Raw genomic sequence first — 19,653 nt, forward strand, 5'->3', positions numbered from 1 at the left:
CGCCGGCCCCGCACCCGGACCGCGCCCGACCCCGGCCACCCCACCCGTCGACAAGGAAGACCGCCCATGACCACCGCACCCGCCACCAGTCCCCAGGCCGCGATGCGCCTGCGCGAGCTCGTCTTCGGCGCCGCCTGCGCCGCGGCCGTCCGCGCGGCCGCCCGGCTCGGCGTGGCCGACGCCCTCGGGGACACCCCGACCGCCGTCACCGACCTCGCCGCCGCCCTGGACACCGAACCCCGCCAGCTGCGCCGGCTGATGCGCGCGCTCACCTGCTACGGCATCTTCGCCGAGACCGCCGACGACCGCTTCGAGCACACCGAGATGTCCCGGCTGCTGCGCGAGGACGCCCCCAACTCGCTGCGCTACATCTCCCTCTGGTGCACCGAGCCGTGGACCTGGGAGGCCTGGCCCAAGCTGGACGAGGCGGTGCGCTCCGGCCGCAACGTCTTCCCCGAGCTGTTCGGCAAGGAGTTCTTCGACTACCTGCACAGCGACGGGGGCGACTCCGCCAAGGTCTTCGACAAGGCGATGACGACCTCCAGCCGGCAGTCCGCCCAGGACTTCGCCGAGTACCTGGACCTCACCGGCGTGGACTCGGTGGTCGACATCGGCGGCGGCCAGGGCCACGTCCTGGCCAGCCTGCTGGAGAAGCACCCGGCCCTGCACGGCACCCTGCTGGACCTGCCCAAGGTGGTCGCCGGCGCGGACGCCCGGCTGCAGGACGGCGGCGCGTTCTCCGCCCGCGCCCGGCTGGTGCCCGGCGACTGCCGGATCGACATCCCGGTCCGCGCCGACCTCTACATCATCAAGAACATCCTGGAGTGGGACGACGAGAGCACCCGGCGCACCCTCGCCAACGTGGTCGCCGCCGCCCGTCCGGGGGCCCGGGTCGTGGTGGTGGAGAACCTCGTCGACGACAGCCCGTCGATGCGCTTCACCACGGCGATGGACCTGCTGCTGATGCTCAACGTCGGCGGCGCCAAGCACTCCGAGGCGAGCATGGTGCGACTGATGGAGGAGGCCGGACTGGACGTCGCGGTCGTCCGCCCCGTCAACCCCTACCTGCACGCCTTCGAGGCCACCGTGCGCGGCTGAGCGGCACCCGCGCGCGACGGAACGGACGACCGCCGGCCCCCTCGGGGGCCGGCGGTCGTCCGCGTCCGGGGTCCGTCAGGCCTTGCGCGAGGACTCCAGGTGCGCGAAGACCACCACGTTGTCGAGGTAGTCCTTCCGCTTCTTGTCGTAGGTGCCGCCGCAGGTGATCAGCCGCAGCTGGGCGTCGGGCGTCTTCCCGTAGACCTTCTGGTCGGGGAAGGCGTTCTTGGCGTAGGTCTCCACCTCGTCCACCGCGAACACCGCGACCGTGCCGTCCGCGCGGGTCACCTCGACCTTGTTGCCCGGCAGCAGCAGGCTCAGCAGCAGGAACACCGCCGGGCCCTTGGTGGTGTCCACGTGCCCGGCGACCACCGAGCTGCCGCGCTCGCCGGGGGTGACGCCGTCCCGGTACCAGCCGACCAGGTTCTTGTCGTCCGGCGGCGGCGCGTTGAGCTGGCCGGCCGCGTTGAGGGTCAGCTCGGTGAACGGTGCGTCCACCCCGATCTGCGGGATCCGCAGCCGGGTGGGCTTGGCGGGCTTCAGCGCCGGTGCCGCGGGCGCGGCCGCCGGGCTCGGCTTCGCGGCGGCCGGCGACGTCGCGGCGGCGGGCGCCGTCGGCCCGGGGGTGGCCGGTGCGGACGCCGCCGGGGGAGCGGCCGGGGCGGCCGCCGGGTCGTCGGCCGGCTCGGTGTCCACCGAGTTGTAGATCAGCAGCAGACCGACCGCCGCCGCGCCCATCCCCCCGCGCAGCAGTCGGGGCATTCCGGAGACGGGACCGCCCATCGCTCCTTCTCCTCCTCGTCTCTCCTCGTCCGGGGGCGCTCACGGACCCCCGCAACGGCGCGCCGCCCCCGTGCGCCCCACCCGTGAGGGGGAGGCGCCCAGAGGCGGCAGCGTCGGCGTCAGGCGGTGGCGCCGGCGGAGGTGCGGCGGCCGCGGCGCAGCGCGACCGCCCCGGCGCCCAGGCCGCCGAGCAGCAGCACCGCGCCGGAGGCGAGCCCGCCGCCGGACAGGGCCAGCCCGCCGCCGCCGGTGTGCACGCCGCCGTGCGGGGTCTTGGAGTCCTCGCCCTTGCCCTCGTAGCCCTTGCCCTCCGAGCCCTTCCCCTCGGAGCCCTTGCCCTCGTAGCCCTTGCCTTCGGAGCCCTTGCTGTCCATGGGCTTGCCGTCGGAGGCCTTGTGCTCCTCGGTGGGCGCGCTCCCGGCCTTCTTGTCGTCGTAGCTCTTCGAACTGTCGGTCCCGGTGCTCTTGTCCGACTTCTCCTGCCAGGTGAGGTTCTTGCCCTGGTCGGAGGAGCCGTCGGCGAAGGCCATGGGGGCGCCGACGGTGAGGACGGCGGCGACGGCCGCTCCGGTGAGCAGCGTGCGTGCAGAACGCATGAGGATGATCCTTCCGATCCGCGGACCCGTCGCGACCGCCGGCACGTCGCCGGACAAGTGGACTCGCGAGGGGTGCGCCTGAACTACCGTCATCCACCGTGCGGCCGCCTGCCACCGGAGCGTGGCAGTGCCGGTACGCTCCGTGCGCCCTTCGGGTGGAGTCCCGGGTGTGTTCACCCGAGTGCCCCGGCGGTCCGGGTGAATCGGCCCCGCGGCCGGTGCGGACCCGTCGTCCGGCGCCGCCCCGCGGCCGGTGCGGACGTGCCGGACGCGCGCGTGGGCCCGCCCCCGGCGGAGAGCCGGGGGCGGGCCCAGGACGTGCGGAGCGGTGAGCGGGCTCAGCGTTCCCAGCGGTAGAACTCGCGCGCCATCGCGTCCTTCGGCTCGCGCCAGGTGGCGGGGTCGTAGGCCTGGACGAAGGCGGTCAGGCGGTCGCTGACGGACCGGAACTCCGGGTGGCCGACGACCTTGGAGACGGCCGGGCCCGGCGGGCGGTCGGCCTCGATGAGGTGCAGGTAGACGTCACCGAACTGGAAGAGGCTGCGGCCGGTGACCCCGATCAGGTGCGGCAGTTCGCCCTGGTCGGACGCGGCGAACACCTCGGCGATGTCCGGGGCGGCCTCCGGCTTCATCCGGGCGACGATCAGCGCGCGGTGCGTCCCGGTCACTTCTCCTCCGCCCGCTTCTCGACCTTCTCGCGGATCAGCTGCATCTGGATCCGGGAGTTCTTGTTGATGTGGTTGACCATGCCGTCGTCGTCGACCGGGGCGGTGGGCTTCATCGCGAAGTCCTGGATCCAGCGCATCCGGGTCCCGGCCGGGACCTCGGCGTACTCCCAGCGGATGTCCATGAACTCGAACGGGCCGGGCTCGACCCGGCGGGCGCTCACCGCGAGCCCGGCCTTGTCGGTGGTGCGCTCGGAGACCCAGCTCCACACCTGGCCGTTCTCGTCCGGGTGCATGGTGAGCCGGAACCGGACGCTGTCGCCCTCGCGCTGCAGCACCTCGACCGAGGCGTACTCGCTGAAGAGGTCCGGCCAGTTCTCCAGGTCGTTGGTGATCTCCCAGACCAGGTCCAGGGGGGCGGCGATGACGATCTCGTTGTCCGTGTGTCCGGGCATCTCAGGCACCCGCCTTCGCGGCCAGGGAGGTGTTGACCAGCTCCAGGAACTCGGCGGGGCTCTTGGCCGACTCGGCGCCCGAGGTGACCTTGAGGTTGTGCCGGTTCTCCAGCTCGCCGACGACGCCGAGCAGTCCGAGCGAGTCGACGCCGAAGTCGTCGAACTGGGCGCCCGGGCGCTCCAGGTCCAGCGGGTCGACGGAGACGCCGGCCCGGGTCTGGATCAGGGCGGCCAGTTCGGGATAGCTGAGGGTGTTGCTCACGGGGGTGTCCCTTCAGACTGGGGTGGTGCGGTGGGGGTTCAGGCCGCGTCCCCGCGCCGGAGCACCAGCGCGGAGTTGGAGCCCATCAGCCCGCGGCTGAGCACCAGTGCGGTGCGCAGTTCGGCCGGGCGGGCGCGGCCGGTCACCAGGGCGAGCTCGTGGCAGACCTCGGTGACGTTGGGGGTGGGCGGCAGCACGCCGTCCTCCATGGCCAGGACGGCGGCGGCCACGTCGAGCATCGGGGCGCCGCAGTAGGCCCTGCCGATCCCGGACTTGGGCGCGGTGACCGGCACGTTCTCGGCGGACGGGCCGAGCGCGTCGGCCAGGGCGAGCGCCTCGGCCCGGTCGGCGGCCGGGACGCCGAGCGCGTCCGCGAAGACCACGTCGATCTCCTCGGGCGCGATCCTGGCCTCGTCCAGGGCGATCCGGATCGCGACGGCCAGCCCCTCGCGGGAGGCCTCCCAGCGGGAGGCCCCGGAGAAGGTGGCGCCGTGCCCGGCCAGGTGGGCCCGGACGGTGGCGCCGCGCCGCCGGGCGGCCTGCTCGTCCTCCAGCAGCAGCATCGCGCCGCCCTCGGCGGGGGCGAAGCCGCAGGCCTGTGCGGTGAACGGCAGGTAGGCCCGTTCGGGCCGGTCGGCGAGGCTCAGCTCGGGGTAGCCGAGCTGGCAGACCATCGAGTACGGCGCCAGCGGGGCCTCGGCCGCGCCGACCACCACCGCGTCGGTGCCGCGCTCGATCGAGCGGGCGGCGTGCGCGAGCGCGTCCAGGCCGCCGGCCTCGTCGGCGGCGACCACCCCGCAGGGGCCCTTGTAGCCGCCGCGGATCGAGATCTGGCCGGTGCTGGCCGCGTAGAACCACGCGATGGACTGGTACGGGCCGACGAACTGCGGCCCCTGGCCCCAGAGCTGCTGGAGCTCGCGCTGGCCGAACTCGCCGCCGCCGGAGCCGGCCGCGGTGACCACGCCGACCGCGAAGGGCTGTTCGGGGTCGGGCCGGAACCCGGCGTCCGCCACCGCGAGGTCGGCGGCCGCCATCGCGTAGTGCGTGAACCGGTCGGTCTGCACCAGGTAGCGGCTGTCGATCGCGGCCCGCGGTTCGAAGTCCTGCACCTGGCCCGCGATGCGCAGCGGCAGCCCGGTGCAGCCCTCGCGGGATATCCGGTCGAGGACGCTCACGCCCTGCCTGGTGGCCTTCCAGAAGGCGTCGGCCCCCACGCCGTTCGGCGCCACCACGCCGAGGCCGGTGACCACCGCCCGGCGGCCCTGCTGACGTGACGTCATGGAACTCACCCCGTTCTGTTGAGCACGACGGCGGACTGGAATCCGCCGAATCCGCTGCCGACCGAGAGGATGTGGCTCAGCGGCAGCTCACGCGCGGTGCGCGGCACGTAGTCGAGGTCGCACTCCGGGTCCGGCGTCTCGTAGTTGGCCGTCGGCGGGACCACGCCGTGGGCCAGCGCCAGCGTGCAGGCGACCACCTCGATGGCGCCGATCGCGCCGAGCGAGTGCCCGACCATCGACTTGATCGAGCTCATCGGGGTGCCGAAGGCGTGCGCCCCGAGCGAGCGCTTCACGGCGGCGGTCTCGTGCCGGTCGTTCTGCTTGGTGCCCGAGCCGTGCGCGTTGACGTAGTCGACGTCGGTGCGGTCGACCCGGGCGTGGGCGAGCGCGTCGTCGATCGCCCGGGACATCTCCAGCCCCTCCTGGGTGAGGCCGGTCATGTGGTAGGCGTTGCCGAAGGTGGCGAAGCCGCCGACCTCGCCGTAGATCCGGGCGCCGCGGCGGCGGGCGTGCTCCAGCTCCTCCAGCACCAGGACGGCGCCGCCCTCGCCGAGGACGAAGCCGTCCCGGTGGGCGTCGAAGGGGCGGGAGGCGTGCGCCGGGTCGTCGTTGCGCTCGCTGGTGGCCTTGATGGCGTCGAAGCAGGCGACGGTGATCGGTGAGATCGGGGAGTCGGAGGCGCCGGCGATGCAGATGTCGGCGCGCCCCTCCTCGACGGCCTGGAAGCCGTAGCCGATCGCGTCGAGGCCGGAGGTGCAGCCGGTCGAGACGGTCTGCACCGGCCCGTGCGCGCCGGTCCGTTCGGCGACCGCGGAGGCCAGCGTGCTGGGCGCGAAGGCCCGGTGCAGCTGCGGTTCGGCCCGGCGGTGGTCGACGTCCCAGCGGGCGCCGCCGGCGCTGACCAGGGCGTAGTCGTGCTCCAGCCGGGTGGTGCCGCCGACGGCGGTGCCGAGCGAGACGGCGATCCGCCACGGGTCCTCGGCGGCCAGGTCCAGGCCCGCGTCGGCGATCGCCTCGTCCGCCGCGACCATCGCGAACTGCACGTAGCGGTCGGCCCGTTGGACCTCGTCGGGGCCCAGCCCGTGCGCCGCCGGGTCGAAGTCGCACTCGGCGGCGATCCGGGAGCGGAACCCGGTGGGGTCGAAGAGGGTGATGCCCCGGGTGGCGGTGCGTCCGGCGGTGAGGAGGTCCCAGAAGGCCGGGACCCCGACACCGCCGGGTGCGACCACACCGATCCCGGTGACGGCGACGCGCCGCGTCACGAGGCCACCTTGGCGTGTTCCGGCGGGCCGGAGGCGGCGGTCTCCTCGGTGTCGACGTGGCCGAGTTCGGGGCGCGGGGCGAGCGGGCCGAGGTGGAAGACCATCCTGGCCTCGGTGTCGCCGACGTTGCGGAACCGGTGGCGCATGTTGATCGGGATCATCAGGCCCTGGTTGGGCTTGATGACGCGGGTCTCGCCGTCCAGGTCCACCTCCAGGTCGCCGCAGACCACGAACACGAACTCCTCGGAGTACGGGTGGTAGTGCTCGCCGATCCGCTCGCCGGGCTGGACGATCGCCAGGCCCATGAACCCGCTGGTCGCCCCGCAGGTGGTCGGGGTGAGCATGGCGCGCAGGTCGCCGCCGCGTCGACGGTTCTCCGGCGCCTCGTCGACGTTGACGATCCGTGGGTACTGCGTGGTCATGGTGTTTCCTCCGAAGTGAATGACGGAACGTCAGCTGTCCTGGGAGCTCCGGTCGGTGACCGGGTTCATGGCGCGGGCGGCGAGCACCGCGGAGAGTCCGGCGACGGTGCGCAGGTCACCCTGCGGGCCGAGGTCGAGCAGGCGGGAGAGCTCTGCGGCCTCCTGGTCGCCGGCCACGCCCAGGGCCGCCGCCGGGTCGGCCTCGGCGGGGACCCGCAGGTCGACCAGGCGCACCACGACGTCCTCCCGCTGGAAGACGGTGCCCGCGGCGACCGGGCCGGTGGGGTCGGCGGTGGCCAGGTTGTCGTGCTCGGCGAGCAGTTCGGCGACGGCCCGCCCCTGGCCGGGCCGGACGGGGTACAGCACCGCGTGCCGGTGCAGCCGGGCGGCGGCGGGGGAGCTGGCGATGGCCTGGTGCTTGGCGGGCAGTGCGGCCCGGGCGAAGAAGGCGCGCGCGGCCTGCGGGTCGCCCAGCTGGCGGTGCTCCTCCAGGTACGGGTTGATCGCCTCCTCGACGGCCCGCACCTCGGGCTGCATCGCCACGTGGCGCAGCGCGTCGCCGAGGCTGCCGATCACCTCGACGGCCCGGACCACGCGGTTGCCGTGCATGAACAGCGAGGTGCGGCGCAGCCGGGTGTGCTCGTCCACCTCGGCCCGCGGGGAGGCGTAGCCGGACAGGATCCGGGCGACCTCGGGCTCGCTGCCGGGCTTCACGGTGAACGTGAGCGCGTGCCGGACGACGCCGTCGGGGCCGGGCTCGGCCTTCGGCGGGCCGACGTGCGCGGCGGGCTCGCTGCGCGGCAGGCCGGGCGGGACCTCCATCGGGGCCCGGGTGCCGGTGGAGGTCCCGCCCGAGGTCTCGCGCAGGATGGCGTAGCGCAGCGAACGGAAGTTGTCGCTGACGCAGCCGTGCATCGGCTTGACCATCTCGCGGTGGGCCGGGCTGTCCACCCACTGCAGGAAGGTCTCCTGGTCCTCCCACTCGCTGGTGATCAGCCACTGGCGGGGGTCGTTGATCGACTGGCACAGCTGGTCGCTGACATGGCCGGGCACCGAGGCCACCTGGTGGCGCAGCTGCTCGTAGACGTCGAGGAAGCGCTGCTGGGCGCCGTCCTGGATCTCCAGCATCAGCACCACCCGGAGCCGGGTGTCGGACTCGGAGTGCTGCTCGCTCTGAGGTTCGGACAGAGTTGTCATGATCCACTTTCTGCTCTGGGCCGCACGCTGCGGGCCGTGGCGGGCCGCGTCCGGCGGGTGCTCCCGGCCTGGGGAGGGCGGTGTGTGGGCGATCGGCCCGCGCGGTCGGCGCCAGGCCTGAGCTCGATCGTGAGCGGCGTACCCGGGGGGCGCGAGATTTGCGGGCCATCCGAGCGAAGGGGCGGCACAAGGGCCCCGTGACGGGGGATGGAAGAGCGGGGCCCCCGGCCGTGCGGGCCCCGTCGACGGCGGCGCCGAGCCCATTCGCCGGTCCGCGGAATCCCCGTACAGGGCGGAGCAATTGATGAATCCGAAGGTTGACGACCGGGTGCCGGTCCTGATCGTGGGCGGGTCGCTGGTCGGCCTGTCGGCCTCGCTCTTCCTCGGCCGACTGGGTGTCAGACACCTGCTGGTCGAGAAGCACGCCGACACCTCGCATCACCCGCGTGGCCGAGGCAACAACGTCCGGACGATGGAGCTCTACCGGGTGGCCGGGATCGAGCCGGCGATCCGGGAGGCGGCCTCGGTGCTCGCGCCGAACCACGGCATCCTGCAGGCGCCCTCGCTGACCGGCGACGAGCAGGAGTGGCTGTTCCGGGAGATCGACCCGGGCGGGCGGCTCGCCCGGTTCAGCCCCAGCTCGTGGTGCCTGTGCAGCCAGAACGACCTGGAGCCGGTGCTGCTGCGGGCCGCCCGCGGCCTCGGCGGGGACGTCCGCTTCAGCACCGAGCTGCTCTCCTTCGAGCAGGACGCCGAGGGCGTCACCTCGGTGCTGCGCAGCCGGGAGACCGGCGAGGAGCGCGTGGTCCGCTCGGAGTACCTGGTCGCGGCGGACGGCCCGCGCAGCCCGGCCCGCGAGCGGCTGGGCATCGGGCAGAGCGGCAAGGGCGAGCTGTTCCACAACGTCAGCATCACCTTCCGCGCCAAGCGGCTGGCCGACGTGGTCGGCGACCGGCACTTCATCGCCTGCTACCTGACCAACCCGGAGGCGGACGGCGCGCTGCTGCCGGTGGACAACCAGGAGGAGTGGGTCTTCCACGCGCCCTGGCACCCCGAGCACGGCGAGCCGCTGGAGGCCTTCACCGACGAGCGCTGCGAGCGGCACATCCGCACCGCCGTCGGCCTGCCCGACCTCGACGTCGAGGTGACCGGCCGGGCGCCCTGGCACGCCGCCGAGCGGGTTGCCGACCGCTACGGCGACGGGCGGGTCTTCCTCGCCGGGGACTCCGCGCACGAGATGTCGCCGACCGGCGCGTTCGGCTCCAACACCGGCATCCAGGACGCGCACAACCTGGCCTGGAAGCTCGCCGCGGTGCTGTCCGGCTGGGCGGGCCCGGGCCTGCTGGAGACGTACGGGCAGGAGCGCCGGCCGGTCGCGCAGGTGACCGGCGAGCGGGCCTCGGCCCGTTCGGCCGAGCACAGCCACCCCGGGTACGCGGTCGTCCCGGGCGTCGGGCGCCAGGCCGGGGTGCTGGCGGTGGCGCTCGGCTACCGCTACCCGGCGGGCGCGGTGACCGGCACGGACCAGGCGGGCCCGGTCGTCCCCGAGCAGTTCGAGGTGGCCGGGGAGCCCGGCAGCCGGGCCCCGCACCAGTGGCTGCTGCGGGCGGGCGTGCGGCTGTCGACGCTGGACCTCTACGAGCAGACGATGGTCCTGCTGACCGGCCCGGACGGCGGGGCCTGGCGCTCCGGTGCGCGGCGGGCGGCGGACCGGCTGGTCGTGCCGCTGGAGGCCTACCGGATCGGCGACGGACCGGAGGACGACCTCGCGCCGGAGCCGGGCGGGGACTTCGCCGGGCTGCACGGCATCGGCTCGGACGGCGCGCTGCTGGTCCGCCCGGACGGCTTCGTGGCCTGGCGCTCGACGGGCCCGGCCGAGGACCCGGAGGCCGAGGTCGCGGCGGCCCTGCGCGCGGTGCTCGACCTGTAGCGGGCCGGCCGGCCGGTCCCGGGCTCGAACCGCCGGGACCGGCCGCGCGGGGCCGGACCCTGCGGACGACGCGGGACGGGCCCGCCGGTCGTGTGACCGGCGGGCCCGTCCTGGGGTTTCGGGGTGTGTCAGAGGGGTCAGTGACCGCCCGCGTCGACCACCTCGACGTCGGCGACCTCGCGCTGGATGTCCTCGGCCGGCAGGGCGACGCGGATCGCCCAGAAGTAGATGCCGAGGGCGAACACCGCGACCAGGCCCATGTCCCACCACATCGGGATCCGGCCGGTGCCGTCACCGAAGCCGCCCTGCCAGGAGATCAGGCCCAGGCCCAGCAGGTAGACGGGCAGCCACTGGGCGGACTTCCAGCTGAGCCGCGGCGCGTTCGGCAGGCCCCTGCGGATCGCGTAGGCCGCGTAGCCGCCGAGCAGGAGGTAGCCGAGGACGATCGCCATGCCCAGACGGGACAGGGTGTGCCAGCCGGACCAGTAGATGATGAGGCTGGAGACCACGAAGGCGGCCGGGGAGATGATCCCGCCGAGCGGCAGCCGGTACGAGCGCTCGTGGTCGGGCAGCCGGCGGCGCAGGGCGCCGAAGGCGAGCGGGGCACCGGCGTACATCAGCACGCTGGCGGAGGTGATGAAGCCGACCAGCTCCTGCCAGCTCGGGAAGGGCAGGAAGCAGATCACGCCGGTGATGAAGGACATGATCAGGCCGAACCACGGCACGCCGTTCTTGTCCAGCTGCTCGAACTTCTGCGGCGCGTAGCCGTTCTTGCTCAGGCCGTAGGAGATGCGCGAGGTGGAGGTGGTGTAGATCAGGCCGGTGCCGCCGGGGGAGACGATGGCGTCGAAGTACAGCACCCAGGAGAGCCAGCCGAGGCCGACCAGGGTGGCGAGACCGGCGAACGGGCCCTCGATGCCGGGGAAGTCGAGCTTGTCCCAGCCGTTGGCGAAGGAGCTGAGCGGCAGCGAGCCGATGAAGGCGACCTGCAGCAGGACGTAGATCAGGGTGCCGATGGCGACGGAGCCGAGCACGGCGCGGGGGATGTCGCGCTTGGGGTTGCGGCTCTCACCGGAGATCTGGATGGCCTGCTCGAAGCCGAGCAGCGCGAAGATGATGCCGCTGGAGCTGATCGCGGCGAGCACGCCCTTGGCACCGAACGGCGCGAAGCCGTGCGAGGTGAAGTTGGACGAGTGGAAGTTGGTGATCGACAGCGCCAGGATCGTGAGCAGCGGGACGCCGATCTTGAGCCAGGTCGCGATCGAGTTGGTGGCCGCGAGGACCCGCACACCGAGGAAGTTGACGGCGACGAACACGCCCATCAGGAGCACCGCGACGATGAACCCGCTGGTGGTGAGGGTGCCGTTCTCGTTGAGGAAGCTCTTGGCGAACTCCCAGTGGCCCGCGTAGCCGATCATCGCCTCGACCTCGATCGGGGCGACGGTGGCGGCCTGGAGCCAGGAGAACCAGCCGAAGGACATGCCGGCGAGGCCGCCGAACGCGTAGTGCGGGTACCGCGCGGTGCCACCGGCGACCGGGAACATCCCGCCGAGCTCGGCGTGCACGAAGGCCAGCAGCACGATCGCGACTGCGCCGATGCCCCAGGAGAGGAGGGCCGCAGGCCCGGCGGCGACGACGGCGTTCTTCGCGCCGAACAGCCAGCCGGAGCCGATGATCGAGCCGACCGAGGCCCACATGAGGCCGATGAGCCCGACGTGGCGCTTGAGCGACCGGTTGGAGGTGCCGGACTCGGTGCCGGTGCTCTGTCCGGGCGGCGAGATCTGGTTGAGGGAAGCCATGGGCGATCTCTCTGTGTGTGGGGGCTCCGGCAGACGACGGAGCGCGGAGAGTTGCCACACAGTAGGGCTATTCATAGACCTCTGCACAGATTTCATTACTGAATGTTTACTTACTTTGCCGGATATCCCTGCAGGTAGGGGGCTATCTGTTCATGTGTGTGTTACGTGACCGGTGAGTAGGTTCAGTATTTGAGCGTGAATTGAGCATCGGCCCCCGAGGCGGCAATATGGACGCCCCGGGTGATACATGGAAATGGTGATCGCCGCATAGCGATGCGCCGCCGTCCGTCGGGGCGCTCGCCCGGGCGGCCGGCGGCGGTTCGCCGCGATTGCGCCAATTGCCCCTCGCTGCTTGCTTCTTGGCGAGATGTACGGGCTCCTCGCAGGGCCGCCGGCCCCTCGCCGGGGCGGTGTGGAACGGGCCGCGCTCGTACCGCCCCGGGGCGCGCCCGGGCCGCCTTCCGGAGGGTCGCCGGCCGCTCGGCGGCCCCGGAGCCGCGACTCGGGCGCGTGTCGTGCGTCACGTGGCCCCGGCGGGCCGCCGGTGCTACGGGGTGTCTGGATCACCGCCGGGGCCCTGATCCACGAGACACCTCTTACGGGACCGGCCGCAGGACCACCGGGGCCGGGGCGAGGGTGCGCAGCACCAGGTCGATCCGGACCTTCGCGGCGCCGGCGCGCTGCAGCGCGGCGGCCACCTCCCGTAACTCCTCCGGCCCGGTGCAGGCCAGCCGGAGCTCCAGGTCGGCGTCGCCGGCGAGGGCGAGGCCGCCCCGGACGGCCGGGTGCTCCGCCGCCAGGGCGTCGAAGTCGAGCGGGACGGGCCCGTGGCTGACCCGGGCGAGCGCGTGCAGCGTCCGGGCCGGCTCCGGCCGCTCCTGCTCCGGGCCCCCGGTGACCAGGTGGAGGGCGGTCACCGGTGCTGGAGCTGTGCGGCCGGGGCGGTGGCCGGCGGTCCGGCCGGCGCGGCGACGGGCGGGGCGACCAGGCGCGGGTCGAGGACGAGGGTGTCCACGCCGAGCGGGGCGACGAGGTCGCGCAGCGCGGGCTCGGCGACCTCGGTGTACGGCTGGGCCGGTCCGAGGAGGGCGGCGAGGGCCTCGGGGGAGGAGAAGCCGACGGCGCAGCGGCGGCCGTCGCGCAGGCGGAAGAGGCGGAGGGCGGTGGTGCCGCCGGTGCCGGAGACGGTGACCGGTACGTGCCAGACGACGCGGGCCATGCGGGTGCTCCCGGGTGGAGTGGTGGGCCTGCCGGAACTGCTGCTTCGACGCTAGGCCGGGTTTCGCCGGGCGTCGCCGGTCCTGACGCGGCGTTGACCGAATGGGGTGGTGCCTTGACGCAGTCCTGACGGTCGGCTCACCCGAGTGGACTACACCACTCCACATACTTCCGTAAACATCCCCATCGGATGGTAGTTTGCATGATGATAGGGAAGTTCGAGAGGATGGCCGCAGGTGGCGCAGTACTACTCCGTGGAACAGGTGGCCGAACTGCTCGGCCTGCACGTCCGGACCGTCCGCGGCTACATCCGCGACGGCCGGCTCGCCGCGACCAGGATCGGCAAGCAGTACCGGATCGCCCGCGCCGACCTGGAGGCCCTCACCGGCGCCCCCAACGCGCGGACCGACACCGCCGCCGCGCCGCGGGTTGAGGTGTCCGCCGTCGTCCGGATCGAGGGCGTCGGGCGGCTCGCCGTGGACCGGCTGACCACCACCGTGCTCGCCGCGATCGCCGGACCGCGCGACGGCGGCCGCCCGCTGCACGTCGAGACCGTCCACGACGCCGAGCGCGAGACCCTGCGGGTGGTCGTGCTCGGGGACCCGGCCGACACCGCCGCGCTGCTCGCCATCATCGACTCGTTGACCAGGGAGAACAGCCATGTCTGAGCAGTCCGTGCAGCAGCCCGTACAGCCGGGGCGGGGGGACCGCCCGGCGGCGGCGTCCCCGCTCACCGACGGGACGGTCCTGCGTCTGCCCGCCGAGGGTGCGCCGATCCGCGGGGAGCAGGACGCCCTGGACGTGATCGGCGACGCCTTCGGCCGCGGCGCCACCTGGGTGGTCGTCCCCGCGGCCCGCCTGCACCCCGACTTCTTCGCGCTGCGCACCCGGGTCGCCGGCGGCATCGTGCAGAAGTTCGTCAACTACCGGGTCGGCCTGGTCGTGCTCGGCGATGTCGCCGCCCACGTCGCCGCGAGCGACGCGCTGCGCGACTTCGTCCGGGAGAGCAACCGCGGCGACCAGCTCTGGTTCCTGGCCGACGAGGCCGCGCTCGAGGCCAGGTTCGCCGAGGTCTGACGGTCCTCCGCTTGCCCCGGGCCCGCTCGGGGACCACGGTGGGACTGACCGTCGCCGCGCCCCCGGGGCGCCCGGCGCGCGCTCCGGGGCGGGGGGAGGTGGAGCGAGGGGCCCGTGACGAGATATCTTGACGTCAAGACGTTGGAGACGTGAAGCGGAGTACCGATGACTGACTCGACCATCATCTATACGCACACCGACGAGGCTCCGGCCCTGGCGACCTACTCGTTCCTGCCGGTGGTCCAGGCGTACGCCTCGACCGCGGGTGTGCGCGTGGAGACCCGCGACATCTCCCTGGCCGGGCGGATCATCGCGAGCTTCCCGGAGCGTCTGGCCGAGGGCCAGCAGATCGGGGACGCCCTCGCCGAGCTGGGCGAGCTGGCCAAGACCCCGGCCGCCAACATCATCAAGCTGCCGAACATCTCGGCCTCCGTGCCGCAGCTGAAGGCCGCCATCGCCGAGCTGCAGGCCCAGGGCTACGCCCTGCCGGACTACCCGGACGACCCGCGGACCGACGAGGACAAGGACGTCCGCGCCCGCTACGACAAGGTCAAGGGCAGCGCCGTCAACCCCGTCCTGCGCGAGGGCAACTCGGACCGCCGCGCCCCGGGCTCGGTGAAGAACTACGCCAAGACCCACCCGCACCGCATGGGCGCCTGGACCTCCGAGTCCAAGACCAACGTCGCCACCATGGGCGAGAACGACTTCCGCTCCACCGAGAAGTCCACCGTGATCGCCGCCGACGGTGCGCTGCGCATCGAGCTGGTCGGCGAGGACGGCACCACCACCGTGCTGCGCGAGAAGGTCCCGGTGCTCGCCGGCGAGGTCGTCGACGCCTCGGTGATGCGCGCCGCCGCCCTGAACGAGTTCCTGGCCGCCCAGGTCGCCCGGGCCAAGGCCGAGGGCGTGCTGTTCTCGGTGCACCTCAAGGCGACCATGATGAAGGTCTCCGACCCGATCGTCTTCGGCCACGTCGTGCGCGCTTTCTTCCCGAAGACCTTCGCCCAGTACGGCGAGGCGCTGACGGCCGCCGGCCTGAACCCGAACAACGGTCTCGGCGGCATCCTCGCCGGCCTCGACGCGCTGGCTGACGGCGCCGCGATCAAGGCCTCCTTCGAGGCCGAGCTCGCCGAGGGCCCGGCCCTCGCGATGGTCGACTCGGACAAGGGCATCACCAACCTGCACGTCCCGAGCGACGTCATCGTCGACGCCTCGATGCCGGCCATGATCCGCACCTCCGGCCACATGTGGGGCCCGGACGGCCAGGAGGCCGACACCCTCGCCGTGCTGCCCGACAGCAGCTACGCCGGCGTGTACCAGGCCGTCATCGACGACTGCCGCGCCCACGGCGCCCTGGACCCGGCGACCATCGGCTCGGTGCCGAACGTCGGTCTGATGGCCCAGAAGGCCGAGGAGTACGGCAGCCACGACAAGACCTTCGAGATCGCCACGGCGGGCACCGTCCGCCTGGTCGACGCCGCGGGCGACGTGGTGCTGGAGCAGGCCGTCCAGCCGGGCGACATCTTCCGCGCCTGCCAGACCAAGGACCTGCCGATCCAGGACTGGGTCAAGCTGGCCGTCACCCGCGCCCGCGCCACCGGCGACCCGGCGGTGTTCTGGCTGGACGGGACCCGCGCCCACGACGCCGTCCTGATCGAGAAGGTCAAGACCTACCTGGCGGAGCACGACACCACCGGCCTGCAGATCGAGATCAAGTCCCCGGTCGAGGCCACCACGTTCTCGCTGGAGCGCATCCGCCGCGGCGAGAACACCATCTCGGTGACCGGCAACGTGCTGCGCGACTACCTGACCGACCTGTTCCCGATCCTGGAGCTGGGCACCAGCGCCAAGATGCTGTCGGTCGTCCCGCTGATGGCGGGCGGCGGCCTGTTCGAGACCGGCGCCGGCGGCTCCGCCCCGAAGCACGTCCAGCAGCTGGTCAAGGAGAACTACCTGCGCTGGGACAGCCTCGGCGAGTTCTTCGCGCTGGCCGCCAGCTTCGAGCACCTGGCCACCACCACGGACAACGCCCGCGCCCAGGTGCTGGCCGACACCCTGGACCGCGCCACCGGCACCTTCCTCAACGAGGACAAGTCGCCGAGCCGCCGCCTCGGTGGCATCGACAACCGCGGCAGCCACTTCTACCTGGCGCTGTTCTGGGCCCAGGAGCTGGCGAAGCAGACCGCCGACGCCGAGCTGGCCCAGGCGTTCGAGGGCCTGGCCAAGGCGCTGACCGAGCAGGAGCAGGTCATCGTCGACGAGCTGATCGCCGTCCAGGGCTCGCCGGTCGACCTCGGCGGCTACTACCAGCCGGACCCGGCCAAGGCCGCGGCCGTGATGCGCCCGTCGAAGACCTTCAACGAGGCGCTCGGCAACCTCGGCTGAGACCGCTCGGGCTGAACCGCGGGCAGGCCCCCGGATCCCTCGTGGATCCGGGGGCCTGCCCGTGTCGTGCGTCCGGGGCCGCCGGCCTGTGCCGCCCTAGGCGAGGCCCAGGGCCGCCCCGGTGCCGGTCAGCAGCAGGACGGCCGCGCCGTTGGCCCGGGGGTGGGCCAGCGCGGTGCCGACCGCCTCCCGCAGCAGCGCGTACGGGCCGTGCGCGAGCAGGCCGTCCGCGGCGAGCATCCGGGCGGGGGCGCCGGCCCGGCGGGCGGCGAGCGCGGCGCGGACGGTGTGGAAGCCGTTGGTGACGACGGTGCACCGGTAGCCGGGCCGCTCGGCGGCCATCAGGGCGGCGCTGAAGCGGAGGTTCTCGGTGGTGTTGACGGCCCGTTCCTCGCGGCGGATCCGTCCGGCCGGGACGCCCCGGGCGATCAGGTGGCGGGCCATCGCCGCGGCCTCGGTGCAGTTCTCGTGCCGGCCCTTCCCGCCGGTGACCAGCAACACGGGGGCGTGGCCGGCGGCCTCCTCGGCGGCGAAACGTTTCAGCGCGGTGTCCAGCCGGGCCGCGAGCGGCGGCGCGGGCTCGCAGCCGTCCAGCGCGGCGCCGAGCACGACCACGAAGTCGGCGCCGAGCGGCGCGGGGCGGCGTCGCTGCCAGAGCGCCCGGCCGACGAAGCCGAGCACCCAGACCAGGGCGTACCCGCCGAGCAGGGCGGCGGTGAGCAGCAGGACGTGCATACCCCGGTGAACGCGTACGGCGGAACCCCCGTTCCGCGCGGGAGACGGGGGTTCCGCCGAGCAGGGGGCAGGAGGGGGCGTGCTCAGCCCGCCTCGGCCGCCGGGGTGGACGGCGTGACCGGCGAGGACGGCGCGGCCGGGGCGTCGGCCGGGCGTCGGTCGCGCTTGTGCAGCGAGGCCAGGTAGGCGTTGTACGCCTCCAGCTCGGCGTCGCCGCTGCGGTCCTCGGCGCGGTCCCGGCGGCGGGCCTGCCGCTGCTCCGACCCCATCCACTGGTACACCAGCGCGATCAGCACGATCGCGGTCGGGATCTCGCCGAAGGCCCAGGTGATCCCGCCGGCCAGCTTCTGGTCCTCCAGCAGGTCCGTCCCGGGCGGCGCGCCCTCCGTGGTGAAGGTGGTGACCAGCGGATGGGCGGCCATCATCACCGCCACGCCGAAGAAGGCGTGGAACGGCATGCCCATGAACAGCTCGATGATCCGCATCACGTGGCCCGGGCGGTGCGGGCCCGGGTCCACGCCCATGATCGGCCAGAAGAAGGCCAGACCGGTGAGCAGGAAGTGCACCATCATGAAGATGTGCCCGGCGCGGTACTGCATCAGGAAGTCGAACAGCGGGGTGAAGTAGACCCCGTACAGGCTGGCGATGAACAGCGGGATGGTGAACGCCGGGTGCGAGACCACCCGGACGTAACGGCTGTGCAGCAGGGCCACCAGCAGCTCGCGCGGGCCGCGCGGGCGGCCCTTGCCGGCCGGCCGCAGCGCACGGAGGGCCAGCGTGATCGGGGCGCCCAGCAGCAGCAGGATCGGCGTCAGCATGGACAGCACCATGTGCTGGATCATGTGCGCGCTGAACAGCACCATGCCGTAGTCGTTCAACCCGGTGCAGGTGACCAGGAGCAGGGTCCCGACGCCGGCCACCCAGCCGACCGTCCGGCCGACCGGCCAGCGGTCGCCGCGCCGGTGCAGGCGGACCACGGCCACCGCGTACAGGGCCAGGGCGACCAGGCCGGCCAGCAGGAACACCCAGTCGGGGGACCAGGTCCAGACGTTGGAGAGGCTGAAGGGGCCTAGTCGGGTCATCCCGCCGTGGTGGTGCATTCCTGACATTCCGTCGCCCATCGGCGGGTCCTGCTTTCCGTCCGCGCGGCCCCTGGAATGGGTCCGGTTCGCCCGTTTTGCTTGGCATACAGCCTAGGTGGGCCTTACCCCGGGCCGTGCCCCGCCCCCCTCCGTCCGGGTCGGCGCAGGCCGCGGGGAGGCCGCCCGGCGGCTGGCTAGACTGGCCGGACGGTCGACGGGGAGGACGGACGCATGGCGGCTGGACGGGAACGGGCGGGGTCCGGGCGGTCCGTACCGGAACCGCCGGCGGGGGAGCGGCCGGGGCGGGCCGGGGCGGCCCGGCCCACGGTCGCGCTGACCGGGGCGACGGGCTTCATCGGCTCCGCCGTGCGCGCCGCCCTCGACGCCCGGGGCGTCCGGGTGCGCGCGCTGGCCCGCACGGTGCCGGACGAGCGGGGCGCCACCGACTGGGTGCCGGGCGACCTCGCGGACGGCGCGGCCCTGACCGCGCTCTGCGAGGGCGCCGACGTGCTGCTCCACCTGGCCTCCCGGGTCTCCGGCGGCACCGAGGAGTGCGAGGCGGTGAACGTGCGCGGCACCGCGGCGGTGACCGCCGCGGCCGGCCGGGCCGGGGTGCACCGGATCGTCCACCTCTCCACGGCCGCCGTCTACGGCGTGGGGCCGCACGACGGCGTCGAGGTCGACGGGGTGGTGCCCGCCCCGCACTCCGAGGCCAGCCGGACCAGGCTGCTCGCCGAGCGGCACGCGCTCGCGGCCGGCGCCGTCGTGCTGCGGCCCGGCCTGGTGACCGGCACGGGAGACCGCTGGGTGGTGCCCGCACTGGCCGAGCTGGTCCGTCGGGTGCCGGGGCGCTGGGAGGGCGGGCGCGCCCGGCTCTCGCTGGTGGACCGCGAGGACCTGGCCCGGCTGATCACCGTCCTCGCCCTCGACGACCACGCCGTCCCGTCCGGTGTGCACCACGCGAGCCACCCCGAGCCGGTCCGGGCCGGCGACCTGCTCGACGCCCTGGCCGGCCTCGGCCTGCTGCCCGCGGCGGACGGCCCGGACACCTCCTGGGAGGAGTGCCGCCGCCTGCTCGCCGCCGCCCCCGGCCGGGTCTCCGAGCGCCAGTTCGCGCTGATCGCCCGGGACCACTGGTACCGGAGCGAGGACGTCTGGCGCCTCGCAGCCTGCCCGCCCGGCCCGGGCCCGCTGGCGGGCCTCGCCGCGGCGGTGCCCTGGTACCGCCGGGCCCTGGCGCGTGTCTGACGACTCCCGCCGGGCGCGCGGGTCCTCGGTCACGACCTCGCCCCCGGCCGGGGGGGGGGGGGGGGCCGCCCCCCCCCCGGCGGGGGGGGGGGCCCCCCGGGCCGCCCGGGGGGGGGGGGCGGGGCCCGGGGGGGGCGCCGCGGGGGGGGGCCGGGGGGC

At 73.8% G+C, this 19,653-nt stretch carries 20 protein-coding genes; 6 read left to right on the plus strand and 14 right to left on the minus strand.

Annotation, left to right across the window (positions count from 1 at the left end; all coding sequences use genetic code 11):
- The first annotated feature begins 66 nt into the window (after positions 1 to 66).
- Positions 67 to 1,098: a methyltransferase gene (locus ACIA8Q_RS22735; RefSeq protein ID WP_387903982.1), complete on the plus strand. Its 1,032-nt coding sequence runs from the start codon at positions 67 to 69 to the stop codon at positions 1,096 to 1,098.
- A 75-nt stretch (positions 1,099 to 1,173) separates the two neighbouring features.
- On the opposite strand, the gene ACIA8Q_RS22740 is transcribed toward ACIA8Q_RS22735, so the two are convergent.
- From ACIA8Q_RS22740 to ACIA8Q_RS22780, 9 genes are all read right to left on the minus strand, one after another.
- Positions 1,174 to 1,881, minus strand: a complete 708-nt coding sequence (locus ACIA8Q_RS22740; protein ID WP_360211354.1) for a class F sortase — start codon at positions 1,879 to 1,881, stop codon at positions 1,174 to 1,176.
- Between the two features lie 119 nt (positions 1,882 to 2,000).
- Complete coding sequence (locus tag ACIA8Q_RS22745) at positions 2,001 to 2,477, minus strand: hypothetical protein (protein WP_360211352.1); 477 nt, start codon at positions 2,475 to 2,477, stop codon at positions 2,001 to 2,003.
- Between the two features lie 338 nt (positions 2,478 to 2,815).
- Positions 2,816 to 3,145 (minus strand): TcmI family type II polyketide cyclase, encoded by a 330-nt coding sequence (locus tag ACIA8Q_RS22750; RefSeq protein WP_360211350.1) that lies wholly within the window; start codon positions 3,143 to 3,145, stop codon positions 2,816 to 2,818.
- Positions 3,142 to 3,597, minus strand: coding sequence for an SRPBCC family protein (locus tag ACIA8Q_RS22755; RefSeq protein WP_360211348.1), 456 nt, complete (start codon positions 3,595 to 3,597; stop codon positions 3,142 to 3,144). The genes ACIA8Q_RS22750 and ACIA8Q_RS22755 overlap by 4 nt, the downstream gene beginning before the upstream one ends.
- A gap of 1 nt (position 3,598) precedes the next feature.
- Positions 3,599 to 3,859 carry an acyl carrier protein gene (locus ACIA8Q_RS22760; RefSeq protein ID WP_360211346.1) on the minus strand — a complete coding sequence of 87 codons (261 nt, stop codon included), beginning with the start codon at positions 3,857 to 3,859 and terminating at the stop codon, positions 3,599 to 3,601.
- Positions 3,860 to 3,897: 38 nt separating this feature from the next.
- Entirely contained in the window at positions 3,898 to 5,139 is a 1,242-nt protein-coding gene (locus ACIA8Q_RS22765) for a beta-ketoacyl synthase N-terminal-like domain-containing protein (protein ID WP_360211344.1), read from the minus strand.
- A gap of 5 nt (positions 5,140 to 5,144) precedes the next feature.
- Complete coding sequence (locus tag ACIA8Q_RS22770) at positions 5,145 to 6,401, minus strand: beta-ketoacyl-[acyl-carrier-protein] synthase family protein (RefSeq protein ID WP_360211342.1); 1,257 nt, start codon at positions 6,399 to 6,401, stop codon at positions 5,145 to 5,147.
- Complete coding sequence (locus ACIA8Q_RS22775; protein ID WP_360211340.1) at positions 6,398 to 6,823, minus strand: cupin domain-containing protein; 426 nt, start codon at positions 6,821 to 6,823, stop codon at positions 6,398 to 6,400. The genes ACIA8Q_RS22770 and ACIA8Q_RS22775 overlap by 4 nt, the downstream gene beginning before the upstream one ends.
- A 30-nt stretch (positions 6,824 to 6,853) precedes the next feature.
- Positions 6,854 to 8,020: a SchA/CurD-like domain-containing protein gene (locus ACIA8Q_RS22780; protein ID WP_360211338.1), complete on the minus strand. Its 1,167-nt coding sequence runs from the start codon at positions 8,018 to 8,020 to the stop codon at positions 6,854 to 6,856.
- Between the two features lie 304 nt (positions 8,021 to 8,324).
- Here ACIA8Q_RS22780 and ACIA8Q_RS22785 point away from each other — a divergent pair, with 304 nt between their 5' ends.
- Positions 8,325 to 9,950, plus strand: a complete 1,626-nt coding sequence (locus ACIA8Q_RS22785; protein WP_360211336.1) for an FAD-dependent monooxygenase — start codon at positions 8,325 to 8,327, stop codon at positions 9,948 to 9,950.
- A 137-nt stretch (positions 9,951 to 10,087) separates the two neighbouring features.
- Here the strand turns inward: ACIA8Q_RS22785 and ACIA8Q_RS22790 are convergent, their stop codons facing one another.
- The 3 genes from ACIA8Q_RS22790 to ACIA8Q_RS22800 form a co-directional block, all read right to left on the minus strand.
- Positions 10,088 to 11,749 carry an APC family permease gene (locus ACIA8Q_RS22790; protein ID WP_360211334.1) on the minus strand — a complete coding sequence of 554 codons (1,662 nt, stop codon included), beginning with the start codon at positions 11,747 to 11,749 and terminating at the stop codon, positions 10,088 to 10,090.
- 596 nt (positions 11,750 to 12,345) lie between these two features.
- On the minus strand, positions 12,346 to 12,666 hold the full coding sequence (locus ACIA8Q_RS22795) for a hypothetical protein (protein WP_360211332.1): 321 nt from the start codon (positions 12,664 to 12,666) through the stop codon (positions 12,346 to 12,348).
- Positions 12,663 to 12,968 carry an SAV_915 family protein gene (locus ACIA8Q_RS22800; RefSeq protein ID WP_360211330.1) on the minus strand — a complete coding sequence of 102 codons (306 nt, stop codon included), beginning with the start codon at positions 12,966 to 12,968 and terminating at the stop codon, positions 12,663 to 12,665. The genes ACIA8Q_RS22795 and ACIA8Q_RS22800 overlap by 4 nt, the downstream gene beginning before the upstream one ends.
- A 235-nt stretch (positions 12,969 to 13,203) precedes the next feature.
- Here ACIA8Q_RS22800 and ACIA8Q_RS22805 point away from each other — a divergent pair, with 235 nt between their 5' ends.
- From ACIA8Q_RS22805 to ACIA8Q_RS22815, 3 genes are all read left to right on the plus strand, one after another.
- Positions 13,204 to 13,635 carry a helix-turn-helix domain-containing protein gene (locus ACIA8Q_RS22805; protein WP_360211328.1) on the plus strand — a complete coding sequence of 144 codons (432 nt, stop codon included), beginning with the start codon at positions 13,204 to 13,206 and terminating at the stop codon, positions 13,633 to 13,635.
- On the plus strand, positions 13,628 to 14,044 hold the full coding sequence (locus tag ACIA8Q_RS22810) for a DUF4180 domain-containing protein (RefSeq protein ID WP_360211326.1): 417 nt from the start codon (positions 13,628 to 13,630) through the stop codon (positions 14,042 to 14,044). The genes ACIA8Q_RS22805 and ACIA8Q_RS22810 overlap by 8 nt, the downstream gene beginning before the upstream one ends.
- A gap of 165 nt (positions 14,045 to 14,209) precedes the next feature.
- Positions 14,210 to 16,429, plus strand: coding sequence for an NADP-dependent isocitrate dehydrogenase (locus ACIA8Q_RS22815; RefSeq protein ID WP_360211324.1), 2,220 nt, complete (start codon positions 14,210 to 14,212; stop codon positions 16,427 to 16,429).
- Between the two features lie 96 nt (positions 16,430 to 16,525).
- On the opposite strand, the gene ACIA8Q_RS22820 is transcribed toward ACIA8Q_RS22815, so the two are convergent.
- Both ACIA8Q_RS22820 and ACIA8Q_RS22825 read right to left on the minus strand, forming a co-directional pair.
- Positions 16,526 to 17,164, minus strand: a complete 639-nt coding sequence (locus ACIA8Q_RS22820; RefSeq protein ID WP_360211322.1) for a YdcF family protein — start codon at positions 17,162 to 17,164, stop codon at positions 16,526 to 16,528.
- 83 nt (positions 17,165 to 17,247) lie between these two features.
- Positions 17,248 to 18,264 (minus strand): cytochrome c oxidase assembly protein, encoded by a 1,017-nt coding sequence (locus ACIA8Q_RS22825; protein WP_360211500.1) that lies wholly within the window; start codon positions 18,262 to 18,264, stop codon positions 17,248 to 17,250.
- A 213-nt stretch (positions 18,265 to 18,477) separates the two neighbouring features.
- On the opposite strand from ACIA8Q_RS22825, the gene ACIA8Q_RS22830 reads away from it, so the two are divergent.
- Positions 18,478 to 19,494: an NAD-dependent epimerase/dehydratase family protein gene (locus ACIA8Q_RS22830; RefSeq protein WP_360211320.1), complete on the plus strand. Its 1,017-nt coding sequence runs from the start codon at positions 18,478 to 18,480 to the stop codon at positions 19,492 to 19,494.
- Positions 19,495 to 19,653: the final 159 nt, after the last annotated feature.

The sequence above is a fragment of the Kitasatospora sp. NPDC051705 genome (genome assembly GCF_044453265.1).
Lineage (GTDB): Bacteria > Actinomycetota > Actinomycetes > Streptomycetales > Streptomycetaceae > Kitasatospora.